The organism is Micromonospora purpureochromogenes (assembly GCF_900091515.1).
GTDB lineage: Bacteria > Actinomycetota > Actinomycetes > Mycobacteriales > Micromonosporaceae > Micromonospora > Micromonospora purpureochromogenes.
The window spans coordinates 2789828-2806527 of record NZ_LT607410.1; the positions used below are offsets into that span (position 1 = coordinate 2789828).

General features: G+C 74.1%; 12 protein-coding genes. 6 read left to right on the forward strand and 6 right to left on the reverse strand.

From position 1 onward, the window contains the following. Nucleotides 1–28: 28 nt before the first annotated feature. The 6 genes from GA0074696_RS12980 to GA0074696_RS13005 form a co-directional block, all read right to left on the reverse strand. Nucleotides 29–955, reverse strand: coding sequence for an amidohydrolase family protein (locus tag GA0074696_RS12980; protein WP_088961353.1), 927 nt, complete (start codon nt 953–955; stop codon nt 29–31). Next, nucleotides 952–1761 (reverse strand): metal-dependent hydrolase, encoded by an 810-nt coding sequence (locus GA0074696_RS12985; RefSeq protein ID WP_088961354.1) that lies wholly within the window; start codon nt 1759–1761, stop codon nt 952–954. Before GA0074696_RS12985 ends, GA0074696_RS12980 begins: the two co-directional genes overlap by 4 nt. 101 nt (nt 1762–1862) lie before the next feature. Further along, the gene (locus GA0074696_RS12990; protein WP_231925349.1) at nt 1863–3653 is read right to left on the reverse strand and encodes a serine/threonine-protein kinase; all 1791 of its coding nucleotides are present in this window, start codon (nt 3651–3653) and stop codon (nt 1863–1865) included. Between the two features lie 87 nt (nt 3654–3740). Beyond that, complete coding sequence (locus GA0074696_RS12995; protein ID WP_231925350.1) at nt 3741–5747, reverse strand: serine/threonine-protein kinase; 2007 nt, start codon at nt 5745–5747, stop codon at nt 3741–3743. 78 nt (nt 5748–5825) lie between these two features. After that, entirely contained in the window at nt 5826–7157 is a 1332-nt protein-coding gene (locus tag GA0074696_RS13000; protein ID WP_088961355.1) for a glycosyltransferase family 4 protein, read from the reverse strand. Nucleotides 7158–7300: 143 nt separating this feature from the next. Further along, complete coding sequence (locus tag GA0074696_RS13005; RefSeq protein ID WP_088961356.1) at nt 7301–9241, reverse strand: amylo-alpha-1,6-glucosidase; 1941 nt, start codon at nt 9239–9241, stop codon at nt 7301–7303. Nucleotides 9242–9286: 45 nt separating this feature from the next. On the opposite strand from GA0074696_RS13005, the gene GA0074696_RS13010 reads away from it, so the two are divergent. From GA0074696_RS13010 to GA0074696_RS13035, 6 genes are all read left to right on the forward strand, one after another. Beyond that, nucleotides 9287–11995, forward strand: a complete 2709-nt coding sequence (locus tag GA0074696_RS13010; RefSeq protein WP_088961357.1) for an MGH1-like glycoside hydrolase domain-containing protein — start codon at nt 9287–9289, stop codon at nt 11993–11995. 70 nt (nt 11996–12065) lie between these two features. After that, entirely contained in the window at nt 12066–12665 is a 600-nt protein-coding gene (locus GA0074696_RS13015; RefSeq protein WP_088964533.1) for a TetR/AcrR family transcriptional regulator, read from the forward strand. Between the two features lie 109 nt (nt 12666–12774). After that, nucleotides 12775–13473, forward strand: coding sequence for an HAD family hydrolase (locus tag GA0074696_RS13020; protein ID WP_088961358.1), 699 nt, complete (start codon nt 12775–12777; stop codon nt 13471–13473). A 27-nt stretch (nt 13474–13500) separates the two neighbouring features. After that, complete coding sequence (locus tag GA0074696_RS13025; protein ID WP_088961359.1) at nt 13501–14292, forward strand: DUF4184 family protein; 792 nt, start codon at nt 13501–13503, stop codon at nt 14290–14292. Between the two features lie 468 nt (nt 14293–14760). Then, on the forward strand, nt 14761–15462 hold the full coding sequence (locus GA0074696_RS13030) for a L,D-transpeptidase family protein (protein WP_157745879.1): 702 nt from the start codon (nt 14761–14763) through the stop codon (nt 15460–15462). A gap of 371 nt (nt 15463–15833) precedes the next feature. Next, on the forward strand, nt 15834–16616 hold the full coding sequence (locus GA0074696_RS13035; protein ID WP_088961361.1) for a S1 family peptidase: 783 nt from the start codon (nt 15834–15836) through the stop codon (nt 16614–16616). Nucleotides 16617–16700: the final 84 nt, after the last annotated feature.

A 16700-nucleotide genomic window follows, 5' to 3' on the forward strand; every position in this document is an offset into this window, starting at 1 on the left:
AAGCGCCGCCTCGGCGCTCCGGAGTGGCTCACACGACGGGTGGCACCATCGACCGGTCCAGGTCGAACAGGGCGGCGGCGGCGTCCCAGCACACCGCGCGCAACCAGTCGTCGCCCAGGTCGAGCCGGGCCAACCCGGCCAGTTGCTCGGCGTACGGGTAGGGGATGTTCGGGAAGTCGCTGCCCAGCAGCACCTTGCCGGCCAGCCCCAGCTCGCGCAGCCGGGGCAGCTCACCGGCGGGGAAGGGCACGAACCGGTCGAAGAACGGGGTGAACGCCATGGTGGTGTCGAGCCGCACCCGCTCGTACCGCTCGGCGAGGTCGAGGAAGGCGGCGTAGTCGGGCGCGCCCAGGTGGGCCACGATCGCGCTCAGCCGCGGATGCCGGGCCAGCAGGGCCGCGAAGCCCGCCGGCCCGGTGTGCGTGGTGCCGACCGGGGCGTGCCCGGCGTGCACCACCACCGGCACGGCCGCGTCGGCGAGCAGCCTCCACACCTTGTCCAGCGCCGGGTCGGTCGGTGCGAACCCGCCGACCTGGACGTGCACCTTGAACACCCGGGCGCCGCCGTCCAGCGCCTCGGCGACGTACCGGGGCGCGTCCGGCTCCGGGAAGAAGGTCGCCGAGGGCAGGCACCCCGGCGTGGCCCGGGCGAAGTCCAGCGTCCACCGGTTCAGCTCCGCGGCCATCCCGGGCCGGTGCGGGTACGCCAGCGCGCTGAACGCCCGTACGCCCATCCGCCGCAGGTGCGCCACCCGGTCGTCGTCGCTCCACCGGTACCGGATCGGCCACTCGGTGCCCACCAGCGGCCCGGCCGCGTCGAAGTACGCCCACACCCGGCGCAGCAGCCGGGGCGGCAGGAAGTGCACGTGCACGTCGGCCAACCCGGGAATGCCCAGGTGCCGGCAGAACGCCGGGACCTCGTCGTCGTCGGCCGGCACCGGCCCGCTGGTGGTCACACCTCAATATTGAACCGGTGCAGCACCGACGGCGCCACCAGCCCGACCGCGGCGAGCACGGAGAGCACGGTCAGCGCGGTGCGCAGCACGATCACCTCGGCCTTGCTGCCGGTCCGCAGCGCGATGCCGTTCGGCAGGCCGACCATCAGCCACATCCGCCGTTTGATCGGGATGGGCCACAGGATCGGCACCCCGGCCTTGGTGATCATGTCGCCGAGGATGTGCACGAAGCAGCCCACCCCGACGGCCAGGCCGATCATCGGATAACCCCGGTCGCCGGGCAGGTTGGCGAAGGTGAACCAGGCGGCGGCGGCCGAGGCCAGCGTGACGATGACCCAGCCGGCGCGCTCGGCCCACTCGTCGAAGAGCCCGCGCAGGGCCAGACCGATCATGAAGAACAGGATGCTCACCACGGCCCACTTGCCGTACGCCGCGCAGAGCGCGGTGGTGCCCCAGCCGACGAGGGCGGTGAACGGCAGGGTGTGGGTCAGCGTCCGGTGGCCGTTGTTGCGGCGCGGGTCCCGGCTCAGCTTGGTGGCGTAGTAGACGCCCAGCGAGATCTTCTCCATCACCTCGGCGATGAAGAGCGAGAAGACCCCGAAGGTGCGGGCCACCGTCGCGCCGCCCTGGTTGCGGGTGACCTTGCCGGAGAGGTCGAGGTCGGGGAAGAGCGCCCCGCCGGCGCAGACCGCGGTGCCGACGGCCAGCGCCAGCGGCGACTGGTGGTAGTCGGCGAACTGGTCCAGCGCCCACGAGCCGGTCAGCCACACCGCCGCGCCGGACAGCGCGTGGGACGGTCCCATCATGTCGCGTCGCCCTCCCCAGGTTCTTGATCGACAAAACTACGCCACTGTGTCAGAGCCGCCGCCGAGGGGGCAATCACCCGGACGGTCCACAGGGGAGGGCGTCAGGCGGCGGGCCGGAAGCTCTGCCGGATCATCAGGAAGTATGTCGCGTTGACCTGCCAGTCGAACTCTTCTGTCAACCATGAGACGGTGTAGGCCCGGCCCGCCGCGACCGCCACGATCAACCGGGCGGTGTGCACCTGCACGTCGGCGGCGTTGAGCCAGGAGCACTCCCACAGCGCCCCGCCCCGGAACATGTCCAGCCGGGAGATGTCCACCCGGTGGTAGCCGGGCAGCGCCCCGTCGCCGGTCAACCGTCGCTCCTCGGCCCGCCAGTGGGCGACCGGGTCCGCCGGCGCGGCACCGGGGGCCACGCTGAGCACCCGTCGGCCGCCCGGCTCCCGGAAGCAGGTCACCGTGCCGTCGGTGAAGCGCAGCCAGCGGGCCGGGGCGGCGATCCGGAAGCCGGTCGCATCCTCGTACCAGGTCCACCCCGCAACCAGCGCGGGCTCGCCGGCCGGCGGTGGCACGGAGGGGACCGGGGTGGCGCCCGCCGGGGCGGGCGTGCCGCAGGGAAAGGCGACGGGCCGGACGGCGGTCGCGCCCCCGCCGCCGCCGGGGGAGGGCGACGCCCGGTCGCCGCCGCCGCGCAGCGCGGCCGCGACGCCGGCGCCGACCAGCAGCGTGCTCGCCACGGCCACCGCGACCAGCCGCTGCCGGCGGCGGCGCGCGCCGCCCCGCCGCGGCGCGACGACCGGCGCGGGTACGGCGGCGGCCCGCGGCACGTCGGCGTCCCCCGGTGCCGGCGGGCCCGCCCGCTCGCCGCCGCCCCCGGCCGGCGCGTCCGTCGGCCTCGGGGCGTCCGTCGGCGTCGATGCGTCGCCCGCCGCCGGCCGGCCGGCCTCCCACGACGCGGGCAGCGCGGCCGGGACGCCACCCGGCCGCGTCCGGGGATCCGGAGTGGTGGGACGGGTGTCGTGGGACGCCGGCCGGTCGATCGCCTCGGGGCGCCGGCCCGCCAGCGGCAACCCGCCGTCGGCGGCGGCGAGCGCCGCCCGCAGCAGCCGGTCGGCCTCGACCGCGGTCAGCCGTCGCCACGGGTCGCGCTGCAACAGCCCTTCCAGCACCGGCCGGAGCGGCCCGGCCCGGCGGACCGGGTCCGGCGGCTCGGTGGCCAGCGCGCTCAGCGTCGCCATCGCGGTGGACCGGGCGTACGGGGACTGGCCCTCCACGGCCGCGTACAACGTCGCGCCCAGCGACCACAGGTCGGTGCGCGGGTCGGAAACGCCGTCGCGGGCCCGTTCCGGGGCGACGAACTGCGGGGAGCCGAGCACCAGGCCCGGGCCGGTCATCAGGCCGTCCCCACCGTCGAAGGTGGCCAGCCCGAAGTCGGTGAGCATCACCCGCCCGTCGTCGGCGACCAGCACGTTGTGCGGCTTGACGTCGCGGTGCAGCACCCCGGCGGCATGCGCGGCGCGCAGCGCGGCCAGCACCGCCAGCCCGATCCCCGCGACCCGCCCCGGCTGCAGCGGTCCGTCGGCGGTAAGGATCTGCTGCACCGAGCGGGACGGCACGTACTCCATCACGATCCACGGGCTGTCCCGGTCGTGCACCACGTCGTAGAGCCGGACCACGTTGGGGTGGTTCAGCCGGGCCGCGGTCCGCGCCTCGCGCAGCGTCCGCAGTCGCAGCTCGTCCCGTTCGGCCTCGTCGAGCCAGTTGGGCGGGACGACCTCCTTGACCGCGACGTCCCGGTGCAGCATCTCGTCGCGGGCCAGCCAGACCCGGCCCATCCCGCCGCTGCCGACCAGCTCGAGCAGCCGGTACCGCCCGGCGACCAGCAGTTGCTGCACGACGCCTCCCCCTCGGCTACCCCCGATACACGATATCCAGCGGCCTGCGGTTTCTCATCCACAGCGCGGTCCGGTACGGGGGCGCCGTCAGGTCGGCGAGACCACCTCGGTGACCCGGCCGCGGAAGCTCTGCCGCACCACGGTGAACTGCCCGGTCGCCGCGGCCCAGTCGTCGTCCGCCGTGCTCCAGCCGAGCAGCCACCCGCCGGCGTCGTCGCCGGGCAGCAGCCGCAGCGCGTGCTGCCGTTCGCCGAACGGGGCCGTCCAGCGGCACTCCCACTGCGCACCCCGGCCGCCGGCCGCGCCGATCCGCACCTTGGCGTATTCCGGCAGCGTGCGGGCGTCGACCAGCCGGCGCTCCTCCGACCGCAGCCAGGCGACCGGGTCGGGGTGCTCGGCGGTGACCGGCTCGACGCTGAGCGTGCGCGGACTGGACGGGTCCCGGAAGCAGGCGACGCCGTTCTCGGTGAACCGGAGCCAGCCGACGGGCACGGTGACCCGCCAGCGCTCCTGCACGTACCAGGTCCAGCCGGCCGGCGGGCGGAAGCCGCCGTCGGCGGTGCCGGGCCGGGCGACGATCGGCTCGCCGACCGGGTGCGGCCGCAGGCAGGGGAAGGGCGGGGGGTTCGGCGGCGGGCCGCCGTCCGGAGGCGGCGGTCGGCCGGGGTCCCGGCCGTACGGTCGGTCCGGCCCTCCGTCCGCGGTGGAGGTGGATCCGCTGGTCGGCGCCGTGGTCGGCGAGGCGGCCGGCTCGCCGTCGACGATGGCGAAGGCGGTGCCGATCCCGGTGGCCGCCGCCACGCCCAGCGCGGTCACCACCAGCGCCACCCGGCGCGGGGTGAGCCGCAGCCAGGCCAGGAGGCGCGCGAGCACGGCGCTGAGGTCGACCCGCGCGGCCGGACGGTCGCCGCCCGCTGCGGCGGCGGCCTGGCCGGTGCGGGCGGCGCGGGTGGCGGGACACTCCGCCTCCCCGGAGCCGGTCGCGGTCCCGTCGATCGCCCGGGCCGTCGGGTCGGCGGCCGCCGCCTCCCGGGCGGCGCGGGTGGCACCGCCCTCCGCTTCGCCGGACCCGGCCGGACTCTCCTCGGCGGCGGGCAGCGCGGCGCCGGACCGGTCCGGCGGGGCGTACGGCGACGACAGGCCACCGGAGGATCCCGTGCCGCCGCTGCCGGCTCCGGACCGGTCCGGCACGCCGGGCCAGGGCGGCGGTGGGGTCACCATGGCCGCCGAGCGGGCGACGGAGCGCGGCACGGTGCGCCGCTCGGTGGCGGGCGGGGCCGGCGGGTGTGCGGCGGCCGCGATCAGCCCGTCGGCCTCGTCGTGGCGGATCCGCCGGCGCGGGTCCCGGCGCAGCAGCCCTTCCAGCGCCGGCCCCAGCGGGCCGGCGTGCGGCGCCGGGTCGGGCGGCTCGGTGGCCAGCGCCGCCAGGGTCGCCATCGCGGTGCTGCGGGCGTACGGCGAGCGCCCCTCGACGGCGGCGTGCAGGGTGGCGCCGAGCGACCACAGGTCGGCCTCCACGCTGGACACCCCCTCGGCGGCGCGTTCCGGGGCGACGAACTGCGGCGAGCCGAGGACCATCCCGGGCCGGGTCGTCAACCCGTCGCCACCGTCAAAGGTGGCCAGCCCGAAGTCGGTGAGCATCACCCGCCCGTCGTGGGCCATCAGCACGTTCTGCGGCTTGACGTCGCGGTGCAGCACCCCGGCGTCGTGCGCGGCGCGCAGCGCGGCCAGCAGCGCCCGCCCGATGCCGGCCGCGCGCACCGGGTCGACCGGGCCGGTGTCCTCCAGGACGGCCTGCAACGTCCGGGAGGGGACGTACTCCATCACGATCCACGGGCGGTCGTCGACCTGGACCACGTCGTAGACGCGGACCACGTTGGGATGGTTGAGCCGGGCCGCGGTGCGCGCCTCGCGCAGCGTCCGCAGCCGCAGCTCGTCGCGCTCCGCCTCGGCCAGCCAGTGCGGCGGGACGACCTCCTTGACCGCCACCTCGCGGTGCAGGATCTCGTCCCGGGACCGCCAGACCCGGCCCATCCCGCCCCGGCCCACCAGTTCCAGCAGGCGGTACCGGCCGGCGATCACATGCTGCTGCACGGTTCTCCTCACCGTTGGCCGACGTACACCGTAGCCAATGGATCGGGGGAGACCTATCCGTCGTCGGGATCGGGCGGTTCAGCAGGCCGCCCCGTCCATCGCCAGCAGGTTTCCCTCGGGGATGGCGATGCGGGGCCGCCCGCCGGCCAGCAGCGTGCCGGCCCGCCGGGCCTGGAAGGTGCAGTGCTCGCGCCGGGCGGCGGCGTAGCTGTCCGCGGTGCGGGCCGCGATGGTCGCCCAGCCGTACCGCCGGCTGACCATGGTGCGGGCGCGGCGGGCCACCCGGCGGGCGAAGACCTCGTCCCGGAGGAGTTGGTCCACCGCGCCGGCGAGGGCGTCCGGGTCGCTGTGCGGGAAGGTCACCCCGGTGACACCGGGCTCGACGATCTCGGCCAGCCCGCCGGTGCTGGCCACCGCCAGCGGCGCGCCGGCCGCCGCGGCCTCGAGGGCCACCATGCCGAACGGCTCGTAGAGGCTGGGCACCACGGTCGCGTCGGTGGCGGCCAGCACCGCCGGGAGCTGGGTGGCGTCCATGAAGCCGGCGAAGCGGACGGTGTCGCCCAGGTCGAGCCGCTGCGTCTGGTCCACCAGTTCCTCCCGGTACGGCCCGTCGCCGGCGATCACCACCCGCAGCCCGGGGTGTCGCCGGCGCAGGTGTGGCACCGCGTGCACCAGGTGCTGGACGCCCTTCTCGTAGACCAGTCGGCCGGCGTAGCCGACCAGCGGGCCGTCCCCGGCGAACCGGGCGCGGGCCGAGGCGACCGCCCGGGGGCGGGCGTGCCAGGCCCGGTCGTCGACGCCGTTGGGCACCACGTCGACCCGTCCGGCCGGCACCTCGAAGAGCCGGGTGACCTGGTCGCGCATGTAACCCGAGCAGGCGATCACCCGGGCGGAGGCGTTGCTGAGCCAGTGCTCGACGCCGTGGATGGTGCGGTTCATCTCCTCCGGCAGCCAGCCCTGGTGCCGGCCGGCCTCGGTGGCGTGGATGGTGGTGACCAGGGGCAGGTCGAGGTGCTCGGCGAGGGTGATCGCGGTGTGCGCGACGAGCCAGTCGTGGGCGTGGACCACGTCGTAGTCGCCGGACTCGGCGGCGCGCAGCGCGGCGCGGGTCAGGGTGTGGTTGAAGGCCATCGTCCAGGCCAGCAGGGAGCCGGTGGCCAGCGGGAAGGTCACCGGGTCCTCGGCGGCGCGCAGCACGCGCACGCCGTCGGCGTACTCCTCCAGGGGCGCGCCCTCGGCGTGCCGGGTGACGACGGTGACCTCGTGCCCGGCGGCGGCCAGGGCCACCGACAGCGCGTGCACGTGCCGGCCGAGTCCACCGACGAGCACGGGCGGGTATTCCCAGGAGAGGATCAGCACCCGTTGGTGCCGGGCGGGGTGGATGTCGATCACGTCGGCGTCAGGTGACATGAAGCCCCCTTTGAGTTGTCCCCCGTACGTGCGGCGGAAGGCACCCCCACCGGGTGCCCGCCGTCTCGCCTGGGTCGGGGCCCATCCTGCCGACCGCTGGATAACCAGCGGAGACGCCGTCGTTGCCGGTGTGTAACGCGTGCCTATCGGGGCCGGCGGACGCGCAGCAGTTCGGCCACCGACCACGCCTGGAACGGGCAGCCGGTGGCGGCGTACGGCGGGGTGCCGTCGGCCGTCTCACTCACCGATCCTAGGCCATAATCCCCCAAATGGCCTTCAAGTCCGACTAAAAGGTCATCGGTGGGTAGACCGGCCTTCCGGTACGCGTCGACGAACGGTCCGATCAGCCACGGCCAGACGGTCCCCTGGTGGTAGGCGGTGTCCCGCTCGGCCGGCCCGCCCCGGTGCCGGGCGGCGAAGTCGGGGGAGTCGGGGGAGAGGCTGCGCGGGCCGAGCGGGGTGAACAGCCCGGCCGCCACCCGGCGCAGCACCGCCGGGTCCGGTTCCAGCGGGGCGTACGGCAGGGACCAGGCCAGCAGCTGGTTGGGGCGCAGCAGGTCGTCGTCGTGGTACGCCGCCCCGCCCAGCGGATAGGCCGGCGCCGGCGCGTCCACCACGTCGTGCAGCCAGCCGGCCGGCGACGGGAACCGCTTGCCGAACGCCTCCCGGGCCCGGGCGTGCAGCCGCCACAGCTCGGCCGCGTCCCGGCCGGCCAGCTCGGTCAGCTCGGCCAGGCCGGCCAGGCCGTTGACCCAGAGCGCGTTGACCTCGACCGGCTTGCCGGTGCGCGGCGTCACCGGCACTCCGTAGACCCGCGCGTCCATCCAGGTCAGCGCGGTGCCCGGGATGCCGCCCTGGGTGAGCAGGCCGTCGGCCGGGTCGACCGCGATGCCGTACCGGGTGCCGGCCAGGTGCGCCTCGACCACCCCGTGCAGCGCCGGCAGCAGCTCGTCGCCCAGGTCGGTGTCGCCGGTGAGCGTGACGTGCCGGCTCACCGCGTGCAGGAACCACAGCGTCGCGTCGACGGTGTTGTACTCCACCCGGCCGGTGTCGGCGGTGTTCGCCAGCATCCCCTCCGACAGCGTGGCCGCGTACGACCGCAGCAGCGCCCGCCCCTCCTCGGCCCGCCCGGTGCACAGGAACAGCCCCTCGTACGAGGTCATCGTGTCCCGCGACCAGGCCCCGAACCAGGGGTAGCCGGCCACCACGTCGGGCCCGGCGGACGTGCGCACCACGAACGCGTCCGCGGCCAGGGCGAGGGTGGCCTCGACCGGGTCGGCCGGCTTCGCTGCCGCCACCACCGCCCGGTGCCGCCGCCGGGCCGCCGCGACCACCTCGGTCGCCGGCGGCGGCTCGTCGGCGAGGTCGCCGGACCAGGCCAGCACCGACACCGTGTCCCCGGGGCGGTCCAGCGCGCCGGCGAAGCGGCCCGCGTACCAGAGGTCCTCCTCCGGGTGCAGCCCGCGCGCGGCCTCCTCGCGGTGGTGCACGCCGAGCCACCACTGCCCCTCCGGCGTCCAGTCCGGCCCGGCCAGCCGGACCGAGCCCTCCACCACCGCGCCGCCGTCGGCCGGCTCCATCCGGGGCGCCGGGCCGTCCGCGCGGCGCTCGCCGTGCGCGTCCCGCCAGGTGCAGGCCGCCGCGAGCTCCAGCCGGACCGGGCCGCCGGCGACCAGCCGGTGCACCACCGCCACGCCGGGGCGGCCGTGGGTCATCGCCAGCTCCCGCTCGATCACCACGTCGCCGATCCGCCAGCGCCAGCGCGGCAGCCCGTCGACCAGCTCGAAGCGCTCCAGCAGCTCGAAGCCGCGCGGGTCGACCACGCCCGAGGACCACTCGTGCGCCCCGAGTCGCACCCGCGCCCCGGAGGGCAGGGTCACCGCCGGATCCAGGCTCACCAGTCCCACCCGGCGGGAGGCCGGCGTTTCGCCGGCCACCACCAGCAGGCCGTGGTAGCGCCGGGTGCGCAGCCCGCTCACCGTGCCCATCGCGTACCCGCCCAGGCCGTCGGCGACCAGCCACTCCCGGGTCGTCCCGCCGGCCAGTTCGCCGCAGACCTGCGGACCGAAACCGATCTCGATCAACTACTTTCCTCCTGCGGCCGCGAGGTGTGACGCGCCACGACGACAATGGCCCTTGTGGTGAAGTACCCGGGCGGCGTCGAAGATGTGCACGTGTTCACCGACTCCTCGCCCTCCGACGCACCGTCCCCCGACCCTGAGCGGCTCCGGCTGGCCCAGGCCGACGCCGGGGAGCAGGACTGGCGCGCATGGGGTCCCTATCTGTCCGAGCGGGCGTGGGGGACGGTACGGGAGGACTACAGCGAACACGGTACGGCGTGGGACTACTTCCCCCACGACCACGCGCGGTCCAGAGCCTACCGGTGGAACGAGGACGGCATGGCGGGCGTCTGCGACGACCGGCAGACCTTCTGCTTCTCCCTCGCGCTCTGGAACGGCGTCGACCCGATCCTCAAGGAGCGGATGTTCGGCCTCGGCGGCGACGGCGGCAACCACGGCGAGGACGTCAAGGAGTACTGGTGGTACGAGGACTCCACGCCCACCCACTCCTGGATGCGCTGGCGCTACCACTACCCGCAGGCCGCCTTCCCGTACGACGAGCTGGTCGCGGTCAACGCGCTGCGCGCGCGGGACGAGACCGAGTACGAGCTGGTCGACACCGGGATCTTCGACGACGACCGGTACTGGGCGGTGACCGTCGACTACGCCAAGGCGTCCCCGACCGACATGTGCATCCTCGTCACGGTCGCCAACCGGGGCGACGCGGCGGCCACCCTGCACGTGCTGCCGCACCTGTTCTTCCGCAACACCTGGGCCTGGGGGCTGCCCGGCGCCGACCGGGTGCCCCGGCTGGTCGGCGAGGGCTCCCGGCTGGTCGGTGAGCACTGGGTGCTGGGCCAGGTCCTGCTGGAGGGCGACGGCGCGCCGACCCCGCTGCTCTGCGACAACGACACCAACGCCGAGCGGCTCTGGGGGCTGCCGGGGCGGTCGCCGTACCCGAAGGACGGCATCAACGACCACGTCGTGACCGGCGCCGCCACGGTCAACCCGGCGCGGGAGGGGACCAAGGGGGCGCTGCACTACGTCCTCGACGTGCCCGCCGGCGGCCAGCGGCAGATCCGGCTGCGGCTGACCCGTACCGCCCCGCCGCCCGGCACCGCCCCGCCGCCCCCGGCGGACCTGCGCGACGGCTTCGACGCGGTGCTGTGGGCCCGTCGGGCCGAGGCCAACCGGTTCTTCGCCGGGGTCATCCCGGCGGCGGCCAGCGCCGACGAGACCCTGGTCGCCCGGCAGGCCATCGCCGGGCTGATGTGGGGCAAGCAGTTCTACCACTTCGACGTCAAGCGGTGGCTGGAGGGCGATCCCGGCTCCGCGCCGCCGCCGGCCGGTCGCCGGCACGGGCGCAACAGCGCCTGGTGGCACATGAACAGCTTCGACGTGTTCTCGATGCCCGACCCCTGGGAGTACCCCTGGTACGCCGCCTGGGACCTGGCCTTCCACTGCGTCAGCATCGCCCGGGTCGACCCGGGCTTCGCCAAGGACCAGCTGCTGCTCCTGCTCCGCGAATGGTACCTGCACCCCAACGGGCAGATCCCGGCGTACGAGTGGGCGTTCGGCGACGTCAACCCGCCGGTGCACGCCTGGGCGGCGCTGAAGGTGTTCGAGATCGACGGCGGGCGCGACCACGAGTTCCTGGCCCGGGTGATGCACAAGCTGCTGCTGAACTTCACCTGGTGGGTCAACCGCAAGGACACCGGCGGCAACAACGTCTTCGAGGGCGGCTTCCTCGGGCTGGACAACGTCGGCCCGTTCGACCGGTCCGCCGCGCTGCCGGTGGCCGGGGTGCTGGAGCAGTCCGACGGCACCGGCTGGATGGCGATGTACGCGCTCAACCTGCTGGACATGGCCATCGTGCTCGCCGAGCACGACCACGCCTACGTCGACACCGCCACCAAGTTCTTCGAGCACTTCGCGTACATCGCGGCGGCCGCGTACTCGCAGGGGCTCTGGGACGACGAGGACGCCTTCTTCTACGACGTGCTCCGGCTGGCCGACGGCAGCCAGGTGCCGCTGCGGGTGCGTTCGGTGGTCGGGCTGCTGCCGCTGGCCGCCACCACCCGGCTCACCGCGCGCACCCTGCAACGCCTACCCGAGCTGGGCGCCCGGCTGCGCTGGTTCCTCACCCACCGCCCCGAGTACGCCGACGTGATCGGCGCCCGCCGGCTCGGCCCGGACGGCCGCCAGCAGCGGCTGCTCTCCATGGTCGGCCCGGAGCAGGTGGTCCGGCTGCTCGCCCGGATGCTGGACCCCGACGAGTTCCTCTCCGACTACGGCCTGCGCACGCTGAGCCGCGCCCACCTGGACAAGCCCTTCTCGGTGACCCTCGGCGGGCAGGAGTTCGCCGTCGGGTACGAGCCGGCCGAGTCGACCAGCGGCCTGTTCGGCGGCAACTCCAACTGGCGGGGCCCGATCTGGATGCCGACCAACTTCCTGCTGATCAGCGCGCTGCGTGACTACGCCGCGTTCTTCGGCGACGACCTCCAGGTGGAGTACCCGACCCGCTCCGGGCGCAAGTGCACCCTCGACGAGATCGCCGACGACCTGTCGGCGCGGCTCATCTCGCTGTTCACCCGGGACGACTGGGGGCGGCGGCCGATCTACGGCGCCGCCCAGCTCTTCCAGACCCACCCCGACTGGCGGGACCTGATCTGCTTCCCGGAGTACTTCCACGGCGACAACGGCGCCGGCCTGGGGGCTTGGCACCAGACCGGGTGGACCGCGCTGGTCGCGGACCTCATCCTCACCCTGCGGCGCTGACCGACCAGGGGAGAGTCGCCAATCCGTCACCGGCCGGTGACCTCGGGTGACCGTCGCTAGCATCGACCGGGTGTCGCCCACCGACGGCCCGGACGCCGAGCCGACCGAGTCGAACGAGCCGGCCGAGCCGGCCGAGCCGGCCCGGGTCGTGGCGGCCGCCCGGCGGCTGGCCGAGGCCGAGGGGTGGGCGGCGGTGACCCGCCGCCGGCTGGCCGAGCGGACCGGGATCGACATCGAGACGCTGTACCGCCGCTTCCCCGATCCGGCCGCGCTGGTGGCCGCCGTGGCGCTGCGCGGCTTCGCCGACCTGACCGACGCCCTCGCCGCCGCCCGTGCAGCGGCCGGCGACGACGGCGCCTGGCCGGCGGTGGTGACGACGTACCTGGACTTCGCGTACGCCAACCCGGAGGTGTACGACGCCATGCTCGCCCACACCCCGGACCTCACCCTCGGCCGCGATCCGGTGCCCGGCGCGCCCCGCGCCGCCTTCGCCGAACTGCGCGCCGCGCTGGCGCCGCTGGCTGCCGGCCGCGACCCCGACACGCTCGCCGAGATCGGCTGGGCCCTGCTGCACGGCACGGTCATGCTGACCCGGGGCGGCCGGCTGCGACCGGAGACGCAGGAGCAGCGGGAGGAGTTGATCGCGGCCGGGCTGTTCGCCGCGCCCTGACCGGGCGGGGTCGATTTCGTGTCGGGCGCCACGCGGCGGCGTAACCCGGATGACCTGCGGCGGCGGCGCGCAGTAGCGTGTCCCGGACGCCAGACCGGGAGGGCAACCGATGGAACAGCGCCGGGACGCGGCGGTGCTCGTCTTCGACGCCGACGACACGCTCTGGGAGAACAACGTCGTCTTCGAGCGGGTGATCGACGACTTCCTGGACTGGCTGGAGCACCCGACGCTGGACCGGGCGCAGATCCGGGCGGTGCTGGACGACATCGAACGCGCCAACGCGGTGGTCCACGGGTACGGCAGCAAGGTCTTCCTGCGCAGCCTCGGCGAGTGCCTGGAGCGGCTGCGCGAGCGGCCCGCCACCGAGCGGGAGCGCCGGGAGATCGACGAGCTGGCCGCCGCGCTCGTCGCCCACCAGGTGGAGCTGATGCCCGGCGTCGCCGACACGCTGGACGCCCTCGCCGGCCGGTACGAGCTGCTGCTGCTGACCAAGGGCGACCGCGAGGAGCAGCAGCGCAAGCTCGACGCCTGCGGGCTGCTGCACCACTTCGACGCCGCGCACATCGTGCTGGAGAAGGACGTCGAGACGTACCGCTGGCTGGCCCGCGAGCACGGCTTCGACCCGGCCCGCGCCTGGATGATCGGCAACTCCCCGAAGTCCGACATCCTGCCGGCCCGGGCCGCAGGCATGAACGCGGTGTTCATCCCGAACGACAACACCTGGGTACTGGAGCACGACGAGCTGGACCCGGCCGACGAGGGCGTGCTGCGCCTGACGGAGTTCACCGACCTGCTTCGGTACTTCTGAGCGCGCGCGGCCGGTAACGTCCGGTAGGTGCCCCTGACGTTCCCCTCGCACCTGGCGCCGGTGCTGCCGCTCAAGCTGTGGCGACCGCGCTGGTTCGACGGGGTCGCGCTGGCCACCGGCGCGGTGTCGCCGGACGTCGCCTACCTGTTCACCGGCACCGGGCTCGAGCTGGGCGTGCACACCCACACCGCGGGCGGGGTGCTCTGGTGGGGCCTGCCCGTCGCGCTGGCCTACGCCTGGATCGTCCGCCGCACGGTGGCCGGGATCGCGGTGCACCTGCCCGGCGACCGGCTCTTCGCCTGGCGGGACCACGCCGCCCTCGGCGTGGTCCGGCACCCCTGGCAGGTCACGGTCTGCTCGGCGCTGATCGGCGCGGCCAGTCACGTGCTCTGGGACCGGGCCACGCACACCGAGCGCTGGCTGCGCCTGGTCGGCATCGAGGACTTCCACGCGCACACCGGCATGTACTGGTGGTTCTTCTCGGACCTGGTCAGCACCGCGGTCGGCGGCGTCGTGGTGGTCGCCCTGGCGTTGCGAGCGGCCCGCCGGGGTGAGATCTTCCAGGGGGTCCGACCGCCTCCGCCGCCGGCGCGGCCCGCCGTCTTCTGGGGAGTGGCCCTGCCGGTCACCGCCGCCGGGGCGACGGTGCTGCCGCTGCTGCCGGCCGCCACCGTGCCCGCTCCCGCCGGGGTCCGACTGCTGCACCTGGCGGCCCTCGCGCTCATCGCCGGCGCCGGCGCGGCGGGAGCGCTTCCGGTCGGCCGCACGCCCCCCGGCCGGACGGGTCGCTTCGAGGAAAAACAGCGTCAACCCGGGTAGTCGCGTTACGCGGACATGCCGCATTTCATGATTGGTACCAATCACATTCGGCGGAGCCGCGGAATGCTTGTCCGAACGGTGGCCGGATGCCTAACCTGAGCGCGCGTTCACGGCTCTTCGGGGTGAGTCGGGAACGCACCGAAGTCCGGTAGTTGGGCACCGTGGAGCTGAGTGCAGGCGGGCCGGCTCGCCGTGCTGGGCCCGGCGTGGGCGGCGTGCCCCGCCCGCCGTGCTCGCATCGGCGATTCCGCTACCACACCGGACGGCTGGTGGTCAGGGCCGGGGAGTTGCGGACCCGGTCCTGACCCGCCACCAGAACTGTTTACCCCGCCGCTCCCTCTTCTCCACCGGAAAATGAAAGCGCCGGCCGCGTCCTGCGCGTTACACGGACCCGCCGAAATTGCCGGACGAGATCCGTCACCATTTCCGGGACCCCGGAAAGTCGGCCGGGATGCGATCATCTGGCGAATGGAGACGACACCAGTCGCCGGTGGCCCCGTCGGGACGACGACGGGCCGCGCGAAGCCGATCCCGCCGCCCAACCGGGCCTCCCGGTTGACCACCCTGCCCGCCGCGACCACCCAGGTCGTCGTCGTGACCGGTGACAGCTACAGCACCACCTACGCCACCCTGGAGACCTTTCACAAGGTCGGCGGCCACTGGGTGGCGGTCTCGGCGCCGCTGCCCGCCCGGATCGGTGCCAAGGGCTTCAGCGACAACCACCTGGAGGGCGTCGCCACCACCCCCACCGGGGTCTACTCGTTCGGCCCGACCATGTACGGCATCGGCGCCAACCCCGGCGTGCGCTACCCCTACCACCAGGTCGTGCAGGACGACTGGTGGAACGAGAACCCGAACTCGCCGGCGTACAACACGTTCCAGCACACCGCCACCAACCCGGGCGGCTACAGCGAGGCGCTGTGGACCGAGACGCCGGCGTACACCCACTTCGCGGTGATCACGTACAACATGCCGCCGAACGTGGCCACGCCCGTCCCCGGCGCCGGCAGCGGGATCTTCCTGCACGAGTACAGCACCTCCGGCGGCAACGCCACCGCCGGCTGCGTGAGCATGTCCCACGCCAACCTGGTCTCGGTGCTGACCTGGCTCGACCCGGCCCGCTCGCCGCGCATCGTCATCAGCCCGGTGCAGAACCTCGGCCGGTACTAGCTGTGGTGACCATGAGCGTTGTTGACGGCGTGGCGGCCTGAGAACGGCGAGACCTCTGGCGAGGTGTGCCGCGCTGATGCCCGGCGTGTGCGGCGTGTCCCGCCGGGCGGGCTCTCGACGGCGAAATTCCGCTACCACCGCCGGACAACGGGGGTCAGGACCGGAGAGTTGTGGACTCGGTCCTGACCCGTTCCGCGTCCGGACACACCGGCTCCTTCCGCAGCTCGGCCACGTCGGCCACGCCAGCCCGTCTTGCCGGTTCCCGCCATGGTCGGAGTCGTGTTGCGCCGAAAGGGACCAGCCGCCATTCAAACCCGCGATGTAGCTAGGCGATAGCAACCGAGGTATCCGCTCTTCCTAGCCTCGGCCGCATGATTCGTTTGTCAGGTCTCTCCCGGCTCGCCCGGCTCGGCGCGGCGGTCGCCGTGCTCGGCGCCTCCACTCTGCTGAGCACTCCGGGCGCGGCCCAGGCCGTCGCGAACGGCACTACGGTCGCCGAGGGTCAGTACACCTTCTCCACCAAGCTCACCATGACCAACATTCCGCGTTCGGACGGGACCGTCTACGACAGTGCCTGCTCGGGCGCGCTCGTCGCTCCGCAGTGGATCATCACGGCGGGACACTGCTTTCACGACACGTCCGGCAACCGGGTCAGCGGCGCGGTTCCGTACGCGACCACCGCCACCGTCGGGCGCGCGGACCTGGCCGCTACCACCGGGTACGTCATCGACGTCACCGAGGTGCGCCAAGCGGGCCGCCAGGACGTGGCGCTCGCGAAGCTCGCCACCCCCATCACCGACATCGCTCCACTGCCGGTGAGCGCCGTGGCACCGAAGACCGGCACCATTGTGCGGATGACCGGCTGGGGTGCCACCGGTTCGGTGAACCCGGCCCCGAGCCCGCTGCTGCAGACCGGCCAGTTCAAGATCAACCGGGTCTCCGGTGCCTCCGTGATGGTGGTCGGCTATGCACCGAGCACCACCACCAGCGCCTGCCTGTGGGACTCCGGCGCGCCGTACTTCACTGAGAACGTGGACGGCAGCCAGACGCTGGTGTCCGTCGAGTCCGACGGCCCGGCCTGCCCGCACTCCCGTGAGGAGACCACCGAGCGGGTCGACTGGCTCGCCGACTGGATCCGTCAGACCACGGCCTGAGCTGAGGTCCTGATCCAACGAAGTCTCGGTGGCGTCCGGTGATCCGGTCGCCACCGCTTCCTTTGGCCTGCCCGAGTACGTCGA

What these genes read in the sequence shown, in the direction of transcription:
- GA0074696_RS13030 (WP_157745879.1), top strand. Translation starts at nt 14,761, where the DNA reads ATGGAGACGACACCAGTCGCCGGTGGCCCCGTCGGGACGACGACGGGC.
- GA0074696_RS13020 (WP_088961358.1), top strand. Translation starts at nt 12,775, where the DNA reads ATGGAACAGCGCCGGGACGCGGCGGTGCTCGTCTTCGACGCCGACGAC.
- GA0074696_RS12985 (WP_088961354.1), bottom strand. Translation starts at nt 1,761, where the DNA reads ATGATGGGACCGTCCCACGCGCTGTCCGGCGCGGCGGTGTGGCTGACC.
- GA0074696_RS13035 (WP_088961361.1), top strand. Translation starts at nt 15,834, where the DNA reads ATGATTCGTTTGTCAGGTCTCTCCCGGCTCGCCCGGCTCGGCGCGGCG.
- GA0074696_RS13000 (WP_088961355.1), bottom strand. Translation starts at nt 7,157, where the DNA reads ATGTCACCTGACGCCGACGTGATCGACATCCACCCCGCCCGGCACCAA.
- GA0074696_RS13010 (WP_088961357.1), top strand. Translation starts at nt 9,287, where the DNA reads ATGGCCCTTGTGGTGAAGTACCCGGGCGGCGTCGAAGATGTGCACGTG.